Genomic DNA, 20800 nt, shown 5'->3' with positions numbered 1-20800 from the left:
GTCATGAAATCAATCATCTATTTATTGCTAATGTGTTGGTTAGTAAGCTTTTCGCTCCATGCCAATGATGACGAGGCGGTGATTGAAGTAGGTAACAAAGTCTACTTCAATGTACCGGGGGAAGTTGAATTTGAGAGCACCTTTGAAGTTGATGATAAAGGATTTGTTGAACTGCCTGAAATTGGCAAGGTAAAACTTGCAGGTAAAACGCCTAAACGTGCTGAATCAGAAGTGAAACTTAAGCTTGCTGGTGTGTATAAAGCGCTCGGTAAGTTTTATTTAGAAGTGCGTTCACGCGACTTACTGGTTACGGTACTTGGTTATGTAAACAATCCGTCGCAAGTAAGTATTCCAGCTAATGGTAATATTCAAATGGTGATAGCGAAAGCCGATGGCATTAAACCAGGTGCCCAGCTGAATAAATTACAAATTCGCCGTGATAAAAACACTACTACGTTCGATTACAAAGCCTATCTCGATAGCGGAGATGTAGCCTTATTACCTAAATTACGCTCAGGCGATACCGTGTTTGTACCTGTTTCACCGCTTTTAGGTAATGTGCAAATAGACTTTGATGCGCAAACACTTTCAAGCGCAGGCGATGCCGACGGTCAAGGTCAAGCAGTAACATTATTTGGAGAACTGCACAGCCCTGGTAGTTTTTCGTATAAACCAGATATGAATATTATTGATGCGTTAATGCGTGCTGAAGGCGTAACACGTTACGCCGATGTAACTAAAATTCGCGTTATTCAAAACAACACGCCAACTATCTTTGATTTGAAGCAGTACTTGGATTCAGGTGATACCAGCTTGCTGCCAAAAATTGGCGCGGGCACCACGATTTTTGTGCCGATTATGGTAGATGATGTTAACACCACAGCGCGCACTGTCTACATTATGGGCGAAGTGCAAAAACCCGGTGCTTATGAGGCAAGTAATCAAATTGGCTTTTTAGATATTCTCGCCAATGCTGGTGGTCCAACGCGGTTTGCGGAAACCCGCCAAATCAAAATATTAACCCCAGCAGGTAATAATATTCTGTTCGACTTACAAGCTTATAGCGAAGGCTACCAGTCTATGTCGATCCCTGAAATTGCGCCTGGTGATGTGATTTTTGTTCCCGAGAAAACCGATTTAAATGAAAAAAGCTGGCTTAAAGTAGCGCCGACTCGTGCAGTTAAAATTATGGGCGCAATCCATCATCCTGGTCGTTACGAGTGGAGTGACGAAATGGACTTTACCGATTTATTTGCACATGCGGGAGGCCCGACAAAAGGTGCTAATGTGAACGATATTAAGATCATTCGCCAAGGTCAGCTATTACAGCGTTTTAGTTTGGATGAATATGCCAATAGCGACAGTGATAGCTACCCACTACCAACCATTATTGCTGGCGATACCATCATTGTTGAAGAACTGCCACACGATCCAAAAGACAACAAGTCGCAGTGGGTGCGTCAAGATGCAAAAAGCTCTATTTATGTATTGGGGCAGGTTGGCGCGCCGGGTCGTTATGCATTTGATAAGTCACTACATTTTCTTGATATTATCTCAGCAGCTGATGGTCCTACGGATGATGCTGACTTGCGCAATATTCGCATTACTCACCGTAACGGCACACAATCACGCGTGAGCAAACTTAACTTAGCGCTATACTTTGAAACAGGTGATGAAACTTTATTCCCAAGAGTACTACCAGGCGATACGATTTTTGTTCCAGAAAAAAGTAAAGATTGGTTACGTCAACCTAAAGATCAGGTAGTGCGTGTTATGGGGGCCATCAAGCAACCTGGTCGCTATAGCTTTGATGACTCCATGTCACTGCTTGATGTATTAGCCGAAGCCGGTGGTCCGTCATCGAATGCGCTTATCAGTAAAATTGTGGTGATTAATCATGGCTGTTGTAAAGAACAATCGCGCCGCTTCGATTTAGAGAAGTTTATCAAACAGCCAAATTCGGCGAATATCCCGTTATTGCGCGCAGGCGACACGGTATATATTCCAGATCAAGGACAAGATTTTACCCAGCGAGCGAAAGATTCACTCATTGATATTTTAACTATTGTGGCTATTGCGGTGGGCTTATGAAAATTATTCCAAAACAGTATCAAGAGCTTGAGCTTATTTTTGAATCTATCAATAGTGAAAACGCGCGTTGTATAGCATTTGCATCACCTAACGGAAACTCGGGCGCCACCTCTTTGGCCATTAGTGTGGCTAAGCGTTTGAGTGGGCGCAATGAACGCGTTTTAGTGATTGATTTAAACACCTGTAATCCGCTTACTGATAATGACTTAATTAGCATGCCAAATGCGCTTGCTAGGTGGTCATTTGGTGATATTAGCTGTCAGTTGAATGCGCAATCAATTGATGATTTTTACTTTTTAAGCATTACGCAACTGCAAGACTTAGCGCTAGTGCGCGAAAAAGACGTGTTTGATATGGCGATTCTGATGCTGAAACAAGAGTTCGACTATATTTTGTTTGATATGTCGCCAATTTGTAAACGCAATCATGCGAATTTTCCGCTTCACTTATTAATGTCGGTAACCGATTTATTGCTGTTAGATATTGCGCTTGGTAAAACAACACAAGAGACACTCGATGCGGTAATTAGTGAATTAAAATCAGCCCACTGCAGGCGCTTTGAAATAGTGGTGAGTCAAATGTATATGCCACCACTTGGGGAGCGTTTGATTGATAGCATTAATCGTCGCTTTAGACGATTACCTAAAGTGAAACATCGTTTGATCAATATCGTTAATCGTCAGCAGTGGCTGTTTCAAGGGGTGTAATAATGAATGTATTGTTTTATAGGCGCTTTAACTTAATTTGGTCGACCTTACATTCAGTGCGTGAAATTTTACTCACCTTGCTTGCAACTATGGATGTTGAAAACGACGATATTGATAACACCGGCCTTGTTGTCACCGAATATTTAACTAATCTTATTCGTCACAGTGAAGGGGAAGACGAAGCGGTTACTTTAGTCATAGGGCGCACGCTCAACAGCATTAAAATTGAGTTAATCGATCCAACAAGTTATTTTCACCCAACGACTTCAAAAGACCAACATACCGACCTCTCAGATGGCGAACTGCGCGAAGGGGGAATGGGACTTGCGTTAATCGAACATTACTTTCCTGATTTTCGTTATTTTGAAAAACACGGTAAAAATCATTTTAGCTTTGCCTTACCGCTTAAAAAAGTGAAAAACCGTGTCGTGATTATTGATGATGAACACGCCAGCTTACAGCTAGTAAACGCCTATTTAGAGCGTGATTATGACTGTCACGCTTTTACGGATGAGCATCAAGCGTATCAATATTTGATGGCGCATAATGTTGATTTGCTATTAATTGATATGAACTTAAACGCCATGTTGGCCGATGAATTTATCTCTAATATTAAACAGCTAAGCCACCTAAACAATATTGGTATTGTGGTGATTTCGGGCGATGGTAGTCGAGAGACCATGCTAAAGGCCCATTTATGTGGTGTTGATGACTATTTAGTTAAGCCTGTAAAAAAAGAGCAATTAGAAATTGTTTGTGAGCGAGTTAAAAGCCGTTGTGTCTCGCGTTCGGTTAATATTTCAAAAGGCGAGTTGGCAGCCCACAAAGATAAATTTGAGCTCGGAGCGCTATCGGCAATTTCATTTGGCAATGTTGCCGCGGGTAGTGGCGGTGATGTTTTAGTATCGGTAAACAAACAAGATCACAGCTATGTGTTCTTTGGCGATGTTATGGGCCATGGCGAAAGTGCAAACCGCGTTGCGCTGCAACTAAAAGGGTACATACTGGGTTTACTTCACTGCCCATTTGATTCACTTGCTGATTTTGTAAACGGATTGGCAAAGAGCTTACCTAACCAAGATTTTATGCAGCAGAGTCTTGTCACGTTTATCGCATTGGAGATTAGCGAGCGGCATATTTCACTGATTAACGCAGGGCATCCGCTACCGATTGTATTATCTCAGCAGCAAATAGTAGCAAACATCGGCAACAGCCAACCCTTACTTGGGCTCGACCGAGGCTATGAATATCACAGCGAATGTTATCAGCTCGAGCACGGCCATTCACTGGTAATGGCGACTGATGGTTTGTTTGAAAATCATGAAAATTGCTTTGAGCTACAGCAGTTAGTTGAGGCGATTAACACTGCCAATATAAGCGCAATAGGCACTGATTTAAGTCAACTTTGGTATAAATGTTTGCCAAGATTATCAAAAGAAATTGACGATTCGTCTCTACTAGTACTTAATTAGAATAAGGAAATACTTAAATGTGATCAGGAGTTTGCCTATGCCAAATAAGATCTTAATTGTCGAAGATACGGAATCGTTAGCGCTGTTGTATCAGTCATATCTTATTCCCACTGGCATGCACAGCGATGTAGCGTACACAGGACAAGAGGCCTTAGATTATTTAGCAAGCAACAAACCAGATCTGATCATGCTAGATGTGATGCTGCCCGATATGAGCGGTATGGACATTTTAGCGCAACTGCCCGTTAACGATAGACCAAAAGTCGTGGTACTAACCGCCCATGCCAGTAAAGAAATAGCAGTTGATGCTATTCGTTACGGCGCCGCCGATTTTATTGAAAAGCCCGTTGATGCTGAGCGTTTTCGCATCACAGTTAATAACGCATTAAAGCTTAACTCGCTAAGTGAAACCGTTGAAAAATACCAATCACGTTTTGAAAACGGTCGATTTTGCGAATTGATTGGCAGCTCAGCGCCAATGCAATCGGTTTATCAAATCATCAGCAATGCCGCTAACAGTAAAGCGACTGTATTTATCACAGGTGAAAGTGGTACTGGTAAAGAGCTGTGCGCGCGCGCGGTTCATCAATGCAGTGAACGCAGTAAAAAACCATTTATCGCGATAAACTGTGCGGCGATTCCAAAAGATTTGATTGAAAGTGAAATTTTTGGTCATGTAAAAGGCGCGTTTACCGGTGCAACAAACTCTCGTGAAGGTGCCGCAGGCATGGCCGACGGTGGCACCCTGTTTCTTGATGAATTGTGTGAAATGGACCTCAATTTACAAAGTAAATTGCTGCGTTTTATTCAAACGGGCTGCTTTCAAAAGGTCGGCAGTGAGCAACAACAACAGGTTGATGTACGATTTGTCTGCGCAACCAATCGCGACCCATGGCTCGAAGTGCAAGCAGGGCGGTTTCGCGAAGACTTGTATTATCGACTTTATGTGATCCCTGTTCAGTTGCCGCCATTGCGTCAGCGCGGTACTGATGTGATTCAAATAGCCGAGGCGTTGTTTTCACGTATTGCTAAAGAAGAAGGCCAAACGTTCGAAGGGCTAAGTGATGATGCTAAACAACATTTAATGGCCTACAGTTGGCCTGGCAATGTACGCCAGCTTGAAAATATGATCCGCAACACCGTGGTACTGAATAGCCAACCATGGATAGAAAAGCGTATGTTCCCGCCATTTCCACAAAGTAGTATGTCAACAGAGCCAGTGGTTGCTGCGCAGCCAATGGCAAATATGACGCCGCAATCAACTGCCGCGAGTATTGAAACCACTAACCTTTTACGCAGCTCCGATATTGAACCTTTGTGGATTGTCGAAAAGCGTTATATCGAAAAAGCGATAGCCTCGTGCAACGATAATGTGCCAAAAGCTGCAGCGCTTTTAGATATTAGCCCTTCCACCATCTACCGAAAAATGAAAACTTGGGAGCAAATGGAAGAGCAAGGTGTTATTAGTTGACGAGAGAGTGTTGACCTTTACGGTTTGAAATACAATTTACTGAGTTGAGTAAATTGCTCGCGACCTGAGTAAAAGCGGTGCAATTTGCTGGTGGCATTTTTAATTAAGTAATTACGTTCTTGCTGCGACATAAACAATAAGGTTTTTAAGCGATTAACCAGTGCGACTTGGGTTTGGTCATCGGTTAACAGCCCGGTTTGATTATGCGCAATTACGCTGTCGATGGCCCCTACTCGGTTAGCAATGCACACTATTTTATTGTCCATGGCTTCTAACAGCACCATTGGTAATCCTTCTTCACGTGAACAAATAACTAATACATCAATTGATTGCCAAAGTGACTTATTACTTTGATGACCGTGAAACTGTATGTTCTTTGGAGCATTACGTTTAAGCTCAGACGCCATATCGCCGTCACCATAGACATGAAATTGTAAACGCGGTTGCTGAGTGAAATGCTGCGCCAGCGCGACAAAACGGTCAGGCCCTTTTTCATATGATAGCCGGCCAACAAAGGCAATATTCAATACGCTATTGGGCTGTTTAAGTTTAGGGTTGTTTGGCACGATAAAATTAGCAATAAATTCACTGTTTTTAACCGTGTTTTTAAGATGCTGAGCAACAACTAGATTTTGCGAAAAGCCACTGGTGAGATGATCAAGCCAATTGTATAGCCTTACTCGGCCTGCGCCTTTCTCACCGGCGTGATATGTTGAAATACATAAGTTTCCGGTTACTTTGCATGTAAGTCTACCAATAATGCCCGCTTTGTAACCATGGGTATGCAATACTGTGTTGCTGTGCTGTTTTAAATATTGATGCAAGCTAAGTGGTTTGCCATCTAAACATTGGTAAGTGCAATTTAAGGCTTCAAGTAATTTATAGAGTTGCACATTCTGATGGTCTTGGTAAAACAGTACTGACACAGGTACGTTGTTACGCTGCATTAGTTTCACTAATTCAACAATATGCGATTCAATGCCGCCAAATAGGCTAGAATCTAAGAAGAGCACAAGATTTCGCATAAATACCTCCAATAAGGAATGCTATGTTTAATCAAACAACTGTAAAACAACTTGAAGCCGACGTTGGTAAAGATGTTTTAGGCCAACTTTTCGCTGTATTTAAAAGTGAAGCAACCAAACTCACCGAACAGATTATGGCCGTTACTACCCTCGATAACGACGCTGTGCGTTTTAGCCACAGTTTAAGAAGCTGTGCTCGTTCTTACGGTGCAGACCAACTTGGTGCCCTTGCAGAAACCCTTGAGGCCCATGCAAAAAATAATGACACTGCCTTTTTTACCGAGCGTGCATTACTACCCGAAATACATAGTGCCACCATGGCTGCAATACCCATTTCCTAATGCACTTTAATACTGTAGTTCGGCTGTGTGTCATCTTGATACGGCAGTAATTGCTCAATAATGTGTTTTAACTGCGACTTATTGTGCGTGCTACTGTGCTGTTCTTTTTCAATTGCTCTTAAGTCCATCGCTTCAAATGCGTCTGGGGTTAAGCACACATCAAAAAACTTATAACCAAGAATTTCCACGGCTTTCGTTACTTGTTCATTTGCCGGAATTGAGTCAACAGCGCTGTGTTCAGGTACCAAATTTTCAATAAAAATGCGACAGCCTGACGTGCGACATAACGCATCACGAATATCACTCAGTAAAAGCGGAGGCATAACACTTGTTAATAAGCTACCGGGGCCGAGTAAAATTAAATCTGCTTGAAGAATCGCCTCTACCGTTTGTTGATTGGCAACTACTGCTTTAGACAAACTTAAGTGCTTAGGAAATGTTGAAAGCGCATCGACGTGGCATTCGCCAAAAACACGCTCGCCACTTTCACTTGTCGCAACTAAATCTACTGGGCCGTTAGCCATGGGTAAAATAGTGTGTTTTACTCCGAGCATAGCGCAAAAAATCTTGATGGCATCGCTGGTGTTGTGCGTGACTTGGCTTAGCGCGCTCAATAATATATTGCCAAAACAGTGGCCGTTTAAGTCGTTGTTCTGTTCAAATCGTTGTTCGCTCAAAATGGTGAGCATATTTTCTGGGTTGCCAAGTGTTTCAGCGCAGCGACGAATGTCACCAAAGGCAATTTGGCTCGGGTCCTGACGCAGTCGGCCTGTGCTTCCACCGTTGTCTGTTGTGGTTACGATTGCCGTGAGCTCACATGGCATATTTTTAAGTGCGTCGAGCACCTGTGAAAGACCATGACCACCACCTATACATACAATTTTCATAATATACCCTCGACAAAATCTCTGAAGAGAGTGATACAAGTTATGTACCAGCAAAAAATGGGCAAAAAAGTGACTTAATTTGCATTTTGCAATGCAGCATGCAGGTACTTTCGCTAAACTGAATAACACTAAGCAAATTAATTTGTTTTTAAGAGGTGTCATGGAAAGACTAAATGCGAGCGCCATACTGCGAGTGGTTAACGACCTATTAAGTAGTAAAAACGCGGCTGAACTATTATTGAAACTACAACTAGGTTTAAGGCCAATCGCTGAAATTGGTGATATTTTGGTGCTTACCCAAGATGCAAACGAGTTATGCGCGTTAACCAGCACATTTGAACCATTAAGCGGCGTGTGCTTGCTTGACTCTTCTTTTGTTAACACGGTATTCGAGCGTAACATTTACGCCGCTAATATTTGTCAGCTTCCGGGTGATTGGATATTACCTAGCCACTGCCACGAAACCGTTATTTTTGTGGCTAATAACTTTGCAGAACGAAAAGGCGTTTTTGTTTTGTTTGTTAAGGGCGACGTTGATATTGGGCAAATCGAAAATGCGTTGAGTGCGGTCGATACTTTGTTTCGTCAAGCATTTTTACAACTTGATCAGCAGCATCAAATGTCACAAATGTTACTAGACCGTACATATGCGTTAACGCAAAGCCAGCAACGCTTTCAAGCCTACGCAGAGCTTGCATCAGATTGGTTTTGGGAAACAGATGAAAGTATGTGTTTCACTTATTTGTCGTTCGTGGAACAAAAAAAACCGACTAACTTTTCACACTTTTTACACAAAAGCCCAATAAACATTCGTAGTGACAGTGAAAGCACGCAATTTAAAAAGTGGGAGCATTTTCTGCACCTTGTAAGGCAGCACAGTGAAATTCACGAATTCGAGTTTGAAGCGATTGATAATCAGGGGCATCGTGTTTGGATATCAATTAGCGGCAAAGCGAAGTTTAACGCAGACAACAGCTTTGCAGGATATTTAGGCATTGCAAAAGACATTAGCTTTGCTAAGCAGCGTGAATATGATCTAAAACTTGCAAAAGAAAAAGCCGAGAGCGCCAATAAAGCAAAATCACACTTTTTAGCCGTGATGTCTCATGAAATTCGTACCCCAATGAATGCTATTTTAGGCATTTTAGAGTTGTTAGAAGATACTCAGCCGAATGAAAAACAGCTTGAGTTAATCGATTTTATGCGTGATAGCGCCAAGTTGTTGCAAGGGGTGATCAGCGATACCTTAGATTTTGCCAAAATTGAATCAGGCACCTTAGCCCTTGAGAATAGCAATATTAATTTGCATAAGCTGATTAAAAATTTAGTCCAACAATTTGAAACTCAGGCAGTTAAAAAAGGCATTCATTTTAACGCTATTTTAGGTGGTGGCGTGCCGGAGCAGATTAATACTGATGGTGTGCGCTTGTCGCAGGTTTTGCTTAACTTACTCGGTAATGCATTTAAGTTTACCTTAGAAGGCGAGGTAAGTTTGTTGGTAAACCGCAGTGATACTGAACTGTTTATCACAGTTAAAGATACTGGGGTAGGTATTGATGAAGCGCATATTCAAACCCTATTTGAGCCATTTTCACAATTGCATGATAAACAGGTAGGCAGGCAACAAGGTGTTGGGCTGGGGCTCAGCATTACCAAGCGTTTGTTGGAGTTAATGGAAGGTAAAATTGAATGCGCTAGTGAAATTGGTGTTGGCACCGAGTTTGTTGTCACTATTCCACTGATCCCACTAATCACCGCTGATGGACATGTGAAAGACGCGGAAATTGAAAATAGCATTCCCAGTTATCGCATTTTGGTGGCAGAAGATAACCCCGCAAACCAGTTTATAATTAAAGCGATTTTGGAAAAGCGAAATCATATGGTTGTACTTGCTGATAATGGTGAAAGTGCTGTTGCGGCAGTGAAAAAATCCCGCTTTGATTTAGTTTTAATGGATATGGTAATGCCCATAATGGATGGGGTTACTGCTGCGCGAACAATTCGCACTGAGCTTGGCGAATTAGCGCCGCCTATTATTGCACTAACCGCCAATGCAGGCCTTGCTGATAAAACCAAATGTTTAAATGCGGGTATGCAAGATGTGCTAACAAAGCCACTTAATAGTGCATTGCTCGATGAGAAGATCAAAGCCTTGTTTTCATAGTTACGCTGAGTTTGAGATAATAATTTACTTTTTGACAGCTACTTGTACTTATTAAAACGTTAAATTTGTTTGCAATAGGTGCTATAGACGCACAAATTTGCCTTGTTACTGTGAAAAACTATCAAGCTAGCAGGTATCAATTAACATAGCTTATATATTTCAGGTGTTTAGTTAACTTTTGAACCAAAGTACAGGTTAGTTAAAAAGCTCGGTTGGACGTTTTGAAACAGGGGACCAACCGAGTCAAGTTGCCAACATTAGTTGTACCCAAGAACACAGTCATAATCTTCACGTACGCTTGGCTCAGCAAATTCGTCTTTCAGTTGTTGCAGAGCGCGTTCTTGCTCTTTAAAGCTAAAAATCACTTTGCGGCGATAATCAATTGAGCGATTAAACAACTCGAGGTCAATATAAGGTCTCATCGCTTGCAGCTTTTGGTCAATTGAGAATGGTTGGTTACCGTTTCGCATAATGTTTCTCCAAATGTTTGCTCACTAACATTACAGCAAGATACAAACCAAATTTAATATATTGAAATTTATGCGAAAGTTAATACCATCTGGGTTGTTGATGAAAATTGCGTTGCAAAATGCGAAGTGGTTTGGCGTGAAATAAGTCGTATGCCTTAGCGCGTAATATAAACATTGACTCAAATTGATTCATAAAACGCAATTTCAAATTCAGTACCTACGCCAACTTCACTATGTACTTTCACTTTGGCATTGTGTTGTTGCAAAATGCCATAAGAGATAGCGAGGCCTAAGCCGGTACCTTCTCCGGGCGCTTTAGTGGTAAAAAATGGCGTAAAAATATCGGCGAGATGGTCTTTTTCAATCCCATGCCCCTGATCTTTCACCCGCACAATAATTTTATTACGGTCTTTCTCACAGCTAATGGTCAGTGCGCCGCCATTTGGCATGGCGTGTTTTGCGTTAACAAACAAGTTAATAAACACTTGCTGCAATTTACCGGCATTGCCAAGAATATTTGCTTCAGGTAGTAGGTGTTTTATTACTTCATGGTGATATTTGAACTCGTTACTGACCACGTTTAATGATTTCTCAATCACTACATTTAGGTCGATACTATCAAGCTCGTCGTTATCCATGCGTGAGAAGGTGCTAAGATCTGACACTATGTCTTTAACGCGCTCAAGTCCCTGCACTGACGACGTTAATATTTCTTGGCTGTCATCAAACAAGAAATCCCCATCTAATGACTGCCACTTGGCTTGCATCGCAACAACTTTTTCCTGTTCAGATATGTTGTCTGCGTTAAGTGGCGCTATAATTTCTGCAAAATCAGAAAAGTACTCACGCATTGTATCTAGGTTACTTAATACAAAGCCAACAGGGTTATTTATCTCGTGTGCAACGCCCGCTGCAAGCTGACCAAGTGACGCTAATTTTTCTTGTTGCACTAGTTGTTGCTGTGTTTGTTCCAACATTCTGTTACTGGTTTCAAGGTCAACAAGACGTTCTTGTAGCGCTTCTTCTGCGCGTTTACGCTCAATTGCAACTGATAACATACTGCGCGATGATTCTAATGTTTGCAGCTTAACGATATTGATATCGTCTTGTGATTCATACAATAAGATGGCAATACCCACGCCTTTACCCGAGGGCAAATCTAAGCTGTACAAGGGCACTAAAACGCAATCGCTAAATCGCTCGCTGGGGCTATTACTAATACTTTCAATTTCAAAAATTTGTGATTCGGACTCACTACTTACTTGCTGATACAGTTCATCACGCTTAAATTGACGCAATACTTGCTTATAAGAATCGGGCAACGAGGAAGCATGCTGTTTTGTGCTTTGGTAGTAGTACTGAAATTGGTGATATGACAAATCTGCGTGTATTTCGACAAATAGATTATGGGCGTTAGTCATAAAGTTATTGGTGCGCTCAAGGTAATTTGCGACAATTTTATTTAAGCTAGGTTGGCGCCAAGTTTCTGCTAATAAGCCCGTTAGAAATTCAAGCTGTCCTTGTTGGGTTGCCACTTCTTGTTGCGTTTGGTTAACCGCCTCTTCCTGCTGGTAGATCTCACGGGTGTAATCTTCCAACTGTTTTTCCGCTTCTTTTCGCGCCAAGCGCTCGCGGGCTAAAATACGTTCTAGCGCTGCCAATTTGGCAAGTGTTTCATTATTTTCCATTGAAAACGACTTCTATCTCGCAGTGCTCGCCACCTTGATGCATACACACCGGTTGAGAAAGGCTTACGGTTTCACCAAAATGTTGTGCCGCGCCTAAAATTAAGCCTTCTGATAAAAAACATAATTTGCGTGGTGATTGATAAATCATGGTTAGTTTGTCATCGATATGATCGTCGTAGCTAAATTCGGGTAGTTGCGCGTCTTTATAAAGCTTTTTAACTTCAACGTGAATGAGTTCGTCTACCATCATTAAAAATGCACGTAACGATGGCGCACTTTGCGCTTCTTGTGGCGCTTGCGGCATCAATAATGGAAATAAAAAAACGCCAAAAGCACGTACTAAGTCAGGAATTGGCACCTCTAAGCGCTCAGATAAGTAGCCTACTATCGTAAATAATTCGCTGTCATCATATTGCTTTGTGGACGTGTAAATACCGTGCGAGGGCAGAGTATTATTACTGAGTGCGTCGTCCCAAACTTGGTATCCGTGCCCTTGCTCAACAAATTCTTGTAATGCATTAAATATCGCGCCTTTCATAACCGCTTCCTTTTTTACACATAATCAGGTTGATCTATTTAAAAAATAGTGTCACTTTTTAGTTAAGGCAATGTTTTTAGAGTAAATAGCGTATTGGCTTCGTTCGAGGATTACTATGACAGATAAGTTAAAATTAATGATCGTCGATGATGAAATGGAAGTGCTTAATGCACTGAAAAGGCTATTCAGAAAAGACTTTGAGGTTGAGTCATTTAGTGATCCTGAAGCTGCAGCACAACAGTTATCTGAATCTACCTATAGCGTGATTATTTCAGATATGAAAATGCCTAAAATGAGTGGTGCTGAGCTGCTTTCTAAGGCGTTTGACGTTTGCCCCGACACCCCTCGCATTTTATTGACCGGTTATTCAGATATCGATTCTACTGCGATGGCGATAAACCAAGGTAAAATTAATAATTACGTGAGTAAGCCATGGAGCAACGACGAGCTTAAAAATGTGGTATTGCAAGCATCTGAGCAGTTTCAATTGAAGCAATCAGTAATGCGTTTGGAAAATGAGTTGCAACTTAAAAACGAATTACTACGTAAACAAAACCAAGATCTTGAAAGCAAAGTGCAAGCGCGCACACAATCACTATCAAAACTCAACGATAAGTTAAAATCAGCCAACAATCGTCAACGTAGCTTGTTTTATGATGTCATCGAAATGATCAACTTGATCATTGAAGACACAACCGGAGGCGGTGAAGGCCACGTAAAACGTGTTGCCAGTCACTGTCGTACGCTCGCAGCAGCCATGGGACTTGAGAAAAACCAGGTTACGCAAGTGTACCTTGCAGGCTTGATGCATGAGATTGGTAAGGTCTCGCTGTCAGATACGCTAGCAAAAAGTATTGAAAATGAATTATCTCGGGCAGAACTGGTAGAAAAACAAACCCATGCAGTGAAAGGCGCTGAAATATTGCAAACGGTACCGCATTTAAAAGCGATTGGCACGGCGGTAAAGCATCAGTACGAGCGCTTTGATGGCAGCGGGGTACCAGATCATTTAATTGGCACCAATATTCCGATTGCGTCGCGCATTCTAACCGTAGTAAATGAATTTGATAAGTTGGTGCTCGGGCGAATTAGTGAACAAAAACTTTCACAGCAGCAAGCTATTGATTACTTGAAACAAGAAAGTAAGACGTACTTTGATCCCGAAATTGTTAATGCGTATATCAAACTATTGAGCAGTGATACATTACTCGAACAGCACAATATTGATCTATGCCTCGGTGTCAATATGTTGGAACCGGGCATGCATTTGAGCCAAGACTTACTTAATAAACAAGGTGCAGTGGTATTAACACAAGGCACTGAAATTACCCCAACACTTATCGAGAAGTTAAAATCCTACGAAAAAGAATGGCGTTATATCTTTAACGTATTCGTTCACTGATCTTGTTGCGAAATATGTTGATGATAAAGCGCTTAAAAGAGCGCTTTATCGCAATTACTTGTTAGTTTACCTAATGTGATACATTTAAATTTCTTATGGTTAACAATTGAGTAACTTGGTGTGTCAAAATGTGACCAAAAACACACTTACTTACCTAAAAAGCCTATTTTGCAGCCCGTCTTGTTTCTTTGAGGGTTAAACTATTTCCCACTTTCTTGCGACTAATTTCTAACTATAGTCAAGCACGTTGTTTGCGAAAAAATAAAATAGGGAACGCAATGAACATTACAACTCGGGCTTTAAAAAATCCGGCGGGGGTGGCAATTTTTGTAACCCTGTGCTTGGTGTTAGGGGTAGTGAGCTTTACTAAACTGCCTATTCAACTCTTTCCAGATATTGAACGACCTCAAATTACTATTTTCACTAGCTGGCGACAGGCGTCACCAGCCGAAATGGAATCAGAAATCTTAGAACCTCAAGAAGACGTACTGCAGGGGCTACCAGGGCTCACCAGTTTACGCACCTTTGCAAATTCAGGGTCATCGTTTATTAATCTTACTTTTACGCTTGATACCGACATGGATAAAACCCTGATCGAAGTGATCAGCCGTATGAACCGTGTACCGCCATTACCACGCGATGTAAATCCACCGGTGATAAGTCTCGGTGGCTTTAATGGTGGGGCACCGGCACTGACCTATTTTTTCTTACAAGCATTGCCGGGCAATGAAAAACCGATCAGCGAATATGCAACATTTTTTGATGACACCATTCGCCCTCGGTTAGAGAGTATTCCCGGGGTTGCTCGCGTTCAATTGCAAACGGGTAACTCGCGTGAGCAATTACAAATCGAATTTGATGCTTACCGCGCAGCAGAACTTGGCATTAATTTAACACGGGTAAGCAATTTAATAGGTTCAGCAAATGATGCATCGGGTGGGTACGCTGATATTGGTCGCCGCCGTTATACGCTGCGCTTTGCTGGTCGTTTCGACCCTACTCAGCTCGGCAATTTGGTACTGGAATGGCGTGACGGCAAACCAATTAAACTTAGTGATATTGCCGAGATCAAAGTCACTCGCGATTCAGACAATGGTAGTGCGGTGCAAAATGGTAATCCGGCAATGTCGGTGCGCATAGACCGTGAAAGTGGCGCCAATGTGTTAGCAACGCTTGAGCGTGTTAAAGCTGAGGTCGACAAAATTCGCAGCCAAGTGCTTGAACCACAACAACTGACAATGCACCAATCGTTTGATGCCTCAGTATTTATTTATCGTGCAATTAACCTTGTCTCGAGCAACTTAGTGCTTGGGATCCTGCTTGCTGTTGGTGTACTTTGGTGGTTCTTACGCCAGCGCCGCGCGACCTTAATTGTGGCAATGGCGATACCTATTTCAATTATGACCACCTTTATTGTGTTGAATATCACAGGCCGTTCGCTTAACGTGATTTCACTTGCTGGATTGGCATTTGCCACAGGCATGGTGCTTGATGCGGCAATTGTGGTGCTTGAAAATATTGTTAGGCTGAAAACCCAGGGCTTGCGTGCTGATAAAGCAGCTGCGAAAGGCACACAGTTGGTGTCGGGGGCGTTAAAGGCCTCTACTGCCACGACCATTGCGATTTTTATTCCGGTGATATTTTTACGCGATGTGGCAGGGCAATTTTTTGCGGACTTAGCGCTGACCATCGCCATTGCAGTATTTATCTCCTTGCTGGTGGCTCTGACTATTTTACCTGTGGCTGCGAAAATGTGGCTAAACCAAACAGTTGAAGAAGATAGATTAGAGGGCCTTTGGCAAACAATCACGCGCAAAATTACGGTGTTGACTAACTCAGGTAAAAAACGCCTTGCGGTGATTTTCACCTTGATGGCGGCACCAGTTGCCTTGACTGTGTGGTTGTTACCCCCGCTTGACTACTTACCACCCGTAAAACGTGACGCAGTCGATGCATTTGTGCGTTTACCAACGGGCTCAAACCAAGAATTTGTTGAGCGCGAGTATATTAAGCCTTTGGTTGAGCGTTTACAGCCCTATATGGATGGCACGAAACAACCAGCGCTTAAAAATTACTATATTTTATCATTTCCTGGCAACGCAAACTTAGGCGTGCGCGCTAAAGATCAATCACAAGTGAAAGAACTTGAACGCGTAATGCGTGAAGAAATTTTGGTTGATTTACCAGATACCCGCGTGTTCTCGCAGCAAGGTAATTTATTTGGCGGCCTAGGCTCAGGCCGCAGCATTCAAATTCATTTACAAAGCCGCGACACGCGCGCTATGGCTGATGTGGCCGATAAAACACGTGAAATCTTACAAGCACGTTTTGAAGACAGTAACATTAATATTAACCCCGGCACCCAAGATGCAGAGCCAGAACTACGCTTATTGCCAAATGACCGCCGCATGATGGAAGTTGGCTTTAATCGCCGTGATTTAGCACAACTTACCCGAGCAATGGGCACAGGCCTATATGTTGGCGAATATTTCGATGGTAATAAACGTCTTGATATGATTTTTAAAGCTGAAGGATGGCAAAACCCTGAAGAATTGTCGGCAATGCCGATTACTACGCCAAGCGGCACTGTAGTGCAGTTAGGTGAGTTAGTTGATGTAACGCGAACGGTTGGTCCATCACGTATTCAGCGAATTGACCGTCGTAGAACTATTACAGTTAATGTGAACCCACCTGAGGGTATGTCGTTACAGCAAGCAATGGCTATCATTGAAACTGAGATTGAACCACAAATTCAGGCGCTTATGCCTGCCGATGGTTCGATTAATTATGGCGGCAGTGCCGACAGCTTAAAGCAATCGATTAAAACTATGGGGCAAAATTTTATTTTGGCGCTAGGGCTACTTTTTATTCTGATGGCCGGTCTTTTTAAATCGTTAAAAGACAGCTTAATGGTAACGCTATCCATACCACTGGCAACCGTTGGCGGTGTTGTGGCATTGCAGTTAATGAACCTTGTTCAATTTCAGCCGCTCGATTTGTTAACCATGATTGGCTTTATTATTTTACTTGGATTGGTTGTAAATAATGCGATTTTATTAGTCGACCAAACTCGCCAAGGTGAGCGCGAAGGGTTAAGCCGCGAAATGGCTGTCGAACAGGCACTTAAACTGCGCTTACGCCCTATTTTTATGAGTACATTAACCAGTATTTTTGGCATGTTGCCGCTACTTATTATGCCAGGTGAAGGCAGTATTATTTATCGCGGTCTTGCAGCGGTAATTGTTGGTGGCATGGTGTTTTCAACCTTATTTACTTTGGTACTGCTCCCGGCATTACTAAAACAATTTTCAACGCGTAAAAGTGTTCAACCAACCCCTGTTACTTCTACTCAAACGCAACTGGAAGGGAATTAGTTATGAGATACGTTATTTCGACAATTGTATGTGCTGTGCTGACATTACTTAGTTGTTTTGCAACAGCCAATGAACGCCCAGATCCTTTGGTTGCTCTAAGTGATGTAGAGCAAGCAGAAATCGCTGAACAAATGTGGGTGCCAGGTACTGTGGTGAGTCGTTTTGATTCGCGCTTAACCACTGAAGTTTCGGGCGTTGTAAAGCGCATTGCAGAAGTTGGTGAGCGCTTTAAAAAAGGCGACACGATTTTACTGCTGGACGATGCGTTTTTACAGCTAGAAAAACAGCAAGCCAGTGCCAGCATAAAAAGCTTTAGCACGCGTGTTAGCTTGCTTGAACGCCAACTTACGCGTATTGAAAAATTAGGAAAAAACGCATCGTTAGATGCCCTCGAAGCAAAAGAAGCGGAGTTAATGATGGCAATGCAAGAGCTTGAACAGGCAAAGATCAGTTTACAGCGCATTGTGTTGCAACTTGATAAAACAAAGTTAATCGCACCCTTTGATGGCACCATTGTTGAGCGCTACAAGCAAGTGGGAGAATTTAGCCAAACAAACTCACCCGCTGTACGGTTAGTGAGTTTAGATAACTTGGAAGTACGTGCAAATGCACCGCTATCCCATACGCAATTTAATAAAGTGGGTGATAGTGTGTTAATTGCCAATAAAGATATGCGTTTTAGTTCAACACTACGTGCTTTGGTACCTGTAGGGGACGAATTAAGCCGCACTATGGAAGTACGCGCGTCGTTAACTGAGCAATCTTTACCTATTGGCAGTGCGGTAAGAGTGAGCCTTGCAAGTAGCGCTAAGCATAATGCGTTAACGGTTCATCGCGATGCGTTAATTTTACGCCAAGACAAAGTATACGTGAATGTAGTAACCGATGACTTAACCGTAAAACAAGTGACGGTAGTCCCCGGCAGCGGTTTCAATGACTTTATTGAAGTGAAAGGTGAACTTGCGCTAGGTGAAAAAGTGGCAATACGCGGTAGTGAAATGCTAAAAGAAGGTGCAAAAGTACGTGTTAAACCATCTGAACATTTATTTGCAGTACGTTAGAAGAATTAGTTTAGAAAAAGCGCGCGACCAAGTTACTTGGTCGCGCGCTTTTTTATCTGATATTGATCTCTGGATTAACAGCAACATCGCCAAATTGGTCAATTGTTGCAAAGCTTTCGCCTTGGGTTAGTACCGCAAGTTTGCCTTGCGCTGTAGTACGTACAAACGCCAAATCATAGCCAAAGTTATAGAGATCATACATCGCGATCCGTTGTTCATCACTCAGTAAACTCATGTGCTCATTAAAGCTGGGTGTGTGATGTCTGCGTTCAAACATAACGAACTCCTGCAAAAATCCTGCATACTTTAACTATAGTTTGCCCTGTTGTTTGTGTAAAATTTGTACAGCTAAGGCGCGCCAAACGGTTGCTGTTTTGCACTTAATTGATTACAGTCTCGGCACTTTTTATCGCATGACTAAATCCATGTTTTCATCTCTTTTTCCGTTAGTCATAGTGGCCTTGCTTGGTTATGTTGCGCTTCGCAGCCATTATGTGTCTACCCAAACCATTGGTGATCTCAGTAAAATTACCTTTAGTTTGCTGTTTCCTTTATTTCTATTTATTAATATCGCGCAAGCCGATTTATCGGGGATTGTTTCGTATTCAGTGTTTTTAACGTTTTATGCCGTTGTTATATCGACCTTTATAATAACGACTTTGCTTGCACCGCGACTTTTCAAGATGCAGTCTACTGGTAGCGCTGTATTTGCGCTAGGCAGTACGTATTCAAATACCATTATTGTTGGCTTGCCAGTGTTAATCAGTGTGTTGTCGCCGTCCGTTGCGGCGCTGGTGTTTTTAATCATCAGTTTTCATAGTGCTGTTTTATTTGGCGCGACCAGTATTTTTTCGAGTTTTGCGACGGGTAATTCGTTTCAATTTAGGCGCTTTTGTGAGGGGTTGCTAAAAAATCCATTATTAGTCGGGATCTACAGTGGGTTAATGGTGAATATGCTGGGTGTTGATGTGCCTGGTTTTATCGCAAGTACCTTACATTTAATTACCCAAGGGGCGTTAGCGCTTGCGCTATTTATTTTGGGTGCCAATCTGTATCAATACCGCTTGGCTGGTAATTACCAACAAATTATCAGTGCCACAATTATTAAACTGATTTTATTACCTTTGGTGGTGTTGTTAGTAGCGCGCTTGGGTTTTCAGCTGAGTGATGAAATAACGTTAATTTTGGTTGTGCTAACAGCATGCCCAACTGGCGTAAATGCATATATCGTCGCTTGTCAGCAAAACAGTGGGCAAAGCTTAGTTGCAGGAACCGTGGTACTCAGCACATTAATGAGTGTTGTAACTATTCCGCTATGGATTTATGTCTTGCAAACCCACTTGTTTAGTTAGCTGCCAACTACACTCCCGCTTTTACATTTCTACTCATTTTATCTTTACTAAACCACGATTTGGCATGCGCCTTATCGTGCGTGGCTGCAATCTGCTGTTTGACAAATGCTCAGTTAATTGATTAGTGCTCTAACTAATGTTATATTAATTAGAATTCTAATTATTTTTGAAGTGGTTTGTTTTGTGTAGAACAATTAATCGTTCTAATAACTTGACTTTATTGAATCAGCCCCGTCTATGAAACGATATTTATATTGCTATCAACTCTAAATATACAGTGCCTTTTAGATTAAATTTTAATAACGCACAGATTGAATAATATTTTTATACGAATTAACAGCAAGGATATAAATCATGCAAGCGACGCAATTTGATAGTGAAACCACTCTAACAGGTAACACTATCCGTTTCGGAAAATTAAATGACCGTGTTTACATTACCGATGCAACAATTGAAGTGCCAAACACCTTTCACAATGAAGTAGAAAGCTTTGCTAAAGAAGGCGGTTACAGCAAGATAATCGCCAAAGTAAAAGACGCACAAGTATTGCCATTTCTAAAACGCGGATACCAAATTGAGGCGACTGTGCCTGGTTATTTTGGTTTGCAAGACGCTATTTTTATTTCTCGATTTTTCGACGAAGAGCGCGCTTCGTGCGATCACATGGATTTAAGCGACGGTATTATCAACGAAGTACAAAATGTTGATTCGTGGGAGCCTGGTTCGTTTGCTCAGCCAGTGTTGTTTCGCAAGTGTA

General features: G+C 42.1%; 16 protein-coding genes and 1 pseudogene. 11 read left to right on the top strand and 6 right to left on the bottom strand.

Translation table 11 applies throughout. The features are described from left to right. The first annotated feature begins 3 nt into the window (after positions 1-3). From ACHSBP_RS16895 to ACHSBP_RS16880, 4 genes are read left to right on the top strand one after another with little or no spacing between them, the layout of a single operon-like run. Positions 4-2091: an SLBB domain-containing protein gene (locus ACHSBP_RS16895; RefSeq protein WP_395389707.1), complete on the top strand. Its 2088-nt coding sequence runs from the start codon at positions 4-6 to the stop codon at positions 2089-2091. Then, positions 2088-2798, top strand: a complete 711-nt coding sequence (locus ACHSBP_RS16890) for a capsular biosynthesis protein (protein WP_395389706.1) — start codon at positions 2088-2090, stop codon at positions 2796-2798. Before ACHSBP_RS16895 ends, ACHSBP_RS16890 begins: the two co-directional genes overlap by 4 nt. 2 nt (positions 2799-2800) lie before the next feature. After that, the gene (locus ACHSBP_RS16885) at positions 2801-4270 is read left to right on the top strand and encodes a SpoIIE family protein phosphatase (RefSeq protein WP_395389704.1); all 1470 of its coding nucleotides are present in this window, start codon (positions 2801-2803) and stop codon (positions 4268-4270) included. Positions 4271-4307: 37 nt separating this feature from the next. Beyond that, positions 4308-5741, top strand: coding sequence for a sigma-54-dependent transcriptional regulator (locus ACHSBP_RS16880; RefSeq protein ID WP_395389703.1), 1434 nt, complete (start codon positions 4308-4310; stop codon positions 5739-5741). 17 nt (positions 5742-5758) lie between these two features. Here ACHSBP_RS16880 and ACHSBP_RS16875 read toward each other — a convergent pair whose 3' ends face one another. After that, on the bottom strand, positions 5759-6766 hold the full coding sequence (locus tag ACHSBP_RS16875) for a glycosyltransferase family 4 protein (RefSeq protein ID WP_395389702.1): 1008 nt from the start codon (positions 6764-6766) through the stop codon (positions 5759-5761). A gap of 23 nt (positions 6767-6789) precedes the next feature. Between ACHSBP_RS16875 and ACHSBP_RS16870 the strand changes: the two genes are divergently transcribed. Continuing rightward, positions 6790-7107, top strand: a complete 318-nt coding sequence (locus ACHSBP_RS16870; protein ID WP_395389701.1) for an Hpt domain-containing protein — start codon at positions 6790-6792, stop codon at positions 7105-7107. Here the strand turns inward: ACHSBP_RS16870 and yvcK are convergent. After that, a complete protein-coding gene (gene yvcK, locus ACHSBP_RS16865) occupies positions 7104-7994 on the bottom strand; it encodes a uridine diphosphate-N-acetylglucosamine-binding protein YvcK (protein ID WP_395389699.1) in 891 nt (296 codons plus the stop codon). The genes ACHSBP_RS16870 and yvcK overlap by 4 nt on opposite strands. Before the next feature lie 160 nt (positions 7995-8154). Between yvcK and ACHSBP_RS16860 the strand changes: the two genes are divergently transcribed. After that, complete coding sequence (locus ACHSBP_RS16860) at positions 8155-10158, top strand: ATP-binding protein (protein ID WP_395389698.1); 2004 nt, start codon at positions 8155-8157, stop codon at positions 10156-10158. Positions 10159-10415: 257 nt separating this feature from the next. On the opposite strand, the gene ACHSBP_RS16855 is transcribed toward ACHSBP_RS16860, so the two are convergent. The 3 genes from ACHSBP_RS16855 to ACHSBP_RS16845 form a co-directional block, all read right to left on the bottom strand. Further along, positions 10416-10628: a hypothetical protein gene (locus tag ACHSBP_RS16855; protein WP_054980830.1), complete on the bottom strand. Its 213-nt coding sequence runs from the start codon at positions 10626-10628 to the stop codon at positions 10416-10418. A 179-nt stretch (positions 10629-10807) separates the two neighbouring features. Next, a complete protein-coding gene (locus tag ACHSBP_RS16850; RefSeq protein ID WP_395389697.1) occupies positions 10808-12316 on the bottom strand; it encodes an ATP-binding protein in 1509 nt (502 codons plus the stop codon). Continuing rightward, positions 12306-12854: a heme NO-binding domain-containing protein gene (locus ACHSBP_RS16845; RefSeq protein ID WP_395389696.1), complete on the bottom strand. Its 549-nt coding sequence runs from the start codon at positions 12852-12854 to the stop codon at positions 12306-12308. Before ACHSBP_RS16845 ends, ACHSBP_RS16850 begins: the two co-directional genes overlap by 11 nt. Positions 12855-12969: 115 nt before the next feature. On the opposite strand from ACHSBP_RS16845, the gene ACHSBP_RS16840 reads away from it, so the two are divergent. The 3 genes from ACHSBP_RS16840 to ACHSBP_RS16830 all read left to right on the top strand — a co-directional run bounded on the left by ACHSBP_RS16840 (position 12970) and on the right by ACHSBP_RS16830 (position 18691). After that, positions 12970-14256, top strand: a complete 1287-nt coding sequence (locus ACHSBP_RS16840) for an HD domain-containing phosphohydrolase (protein ID WP_395389695.1) — start codon at positions 12970-12972, stop codon at positions 14254-14256. 278 nt (positions 14257-14534) lie between these two features. Next, a complete protein-coding gene (locus ACHSBP_RS16835; RefSeq protein ID WP_395389694.1) occupies positions 14535-17630 on the top strand; it encodes an efflux RND transporter permease subunit in 3096 nt (1031 codons plus the stop codon). Positions 17631-17632: 2 nt separating this feature from the next. Further along, complete coding sequence (locus tag ACHSBP_RS16830; protein WP_010558200.1) at positions 17633-18691, top strand: efflux RND transporter periplasmic adaptor subunit; 1059 nt, start codon at positions 17633-17635, stop codon at positions 18689-18691. 52 nt (positions 18692-18743) lie between these two features. Here ACHSBP_RS16830 and ACHSBP_RS16825 read toward each other — a convergent pair whose 3' ends face one another. Next, complete coding sequence (locus tag ACHSBP_RS16825) at positions 18744-18968, bottom strand: hypothetical protein (protein ID WP_010558199.1); 225 nt, start codon at positions 18966-18968, stop codon at positions 18744-18746. Positions 18969-19116: 148 nt separating this feature from the next. Between ACHSBP_RS16825 and ACHSBP_RS16820 the strand changes: the two genes are divergently transcribed. Both ACHSBP_RS16820 and ACHSBP_RS16815 read left to right on the top strand, forming a co-directional pair. Next, on the top strand, positions 19117-20043 hold the full coding sequence (locus ACHSBP_RS16820) for an AEC family transporter (protein WP_010558198.1): 927 nt from the start codon (positions 19117-19119) through the stop codon (positions 20041-20043). 354 nt (positions 20044-20397) lie between these two features. After that, a pseudogene (locus ACHSBP_RS16815) lies at positions 20398-20800 on the top strand (hypothetical protein); the annotation flags it as partial.

Origin of the sequence: Pseudoalteromonas sp. XMcav1-K, assembly GCF_044005875.1 — a bacterium.
Classification (GTDB): domain Bacteria; phylum Pseudomonadota; class Gammaproteobacteria; order Enterobacterales; family Alteromonadaceae; genus Pseudoalteromonas; species Pseudoalteromonas spongiae.
This window is presented reverse-complemented; position numbering and strand designations above follow the sequence as displayed.

Bases quoted from the DNA above. Each gene is read 5' to 3' on its own strand.
- ACHSBP_RS16895 (WP_395389707.1), top strand. From the start codon at position 4: ATGAAATCAATCATCTATTTATTGCTAATGTGTTGGTTAGTAAGCTTT.
- ACHSBP_RS16890 (WP_395389706.1), top strand. From the start codon at position 2,088: ATGAAAATTATTCCAAAACAGTATCAAGAGCTTGAGCTTATTTTTGAA.
- ACHSBP_RS16885 (WP_395389704.1), top strand. From the start codon at position 2,801: ATGAATGTATTGTTTTATAGGCGCTTTAACTTAATTTGGTCGACCTTA.
- ACHSBP_RS16880 (WP_395389703.1), top strand. From the start codon at position 4,308: ATGCCAAATAAGATCTTAATTGTCGAAGATACGGAATCGTTAGCGCTG.
- ACHSBP_RS16875 (WP_395389702.1), bottom strand. From the start codon at position 6,766: ATGCGAAATCTTGTGCTCTTCTTAGATTCTAGCCTATTTGGCGGCATT.
- ACHSBP_RS16870 (WP_395389701.1), top strand. From the start codon at position 6,790: ATGTTTAATCAAACAACTGTAAAACAACTTGAAGCCGACGTTGGTAAA.
- yvcK (WP_395389699.1), bottom strand. From the start codon at position 7,994: ATGAAAATTGTATGTATAGGTGGTGGTCATGGTCTTTCACAGGTGCTC.
- ACHSBP_RS16860 (WP_395389698.1), top strand. From the start codon at position 8,155: ATGGAAAGACTAAATGCGAGCGCCATACTGCGAGTGGTTAACGACCTA.
- ACHSBP_RS16855 (WP_054980830.1), bottom strand. From the start codon at position 10,628: ATGCGAAACGGTAACCAACCATTCTCAATTGACCAAAAGCTGCAAGCG.
- ACHSBP_RS16850 (WP_395389697.1), bottom strand. From the start codon at position 12,316: ATGGAAAATAATGAAACACTTGCCAAATTGGCAGCGCTAGAACGTATT.
- ACHSBP_RS16845 (WP_395389696.1), bottom strand. From the start codon at position 12,854: ATGAAAGGCGCGATATTTAATGCATTACAAGAATTTGTTGAGCAAGGG.
- ACHSBP_RS16840 (WP_395389695.1), top strand. From the start codon at position 12,970: ATGACAGATAAGTTAAAATTAATGATCGTCGATGATGAAATGGAAGTG.
- ACHSBP_RS16835 (WP_395389694.1), top strand. From the start codon at position 14,535: ATGAACATTACAACTCGGGCTTTAAAAAATCCGGCGGGGGTGGCAATT.
- ACHSBP_RS16830 (WP_010558200.1), top strand. From the start codon at position 17,633: ATGAGATACGTTATTTCGACAATTGTATGTGCTGTGCTGACATTACTT.
- ACHSBP_RS16825 (WP_010558199.1), bottom strand. From the start codon at position 18,968: ATGTTTGAACGCAGACATCACACACCCAGCTTTAATGAGCACATGAGT.
- ACHSBP_RS16820 (WP_010558198.1), top strand. From the start codon at position 19,117: ATGTTTTCATCTCTTTTTCCGTTAGTCATAGTGGCCTTGCTTGGTTAT.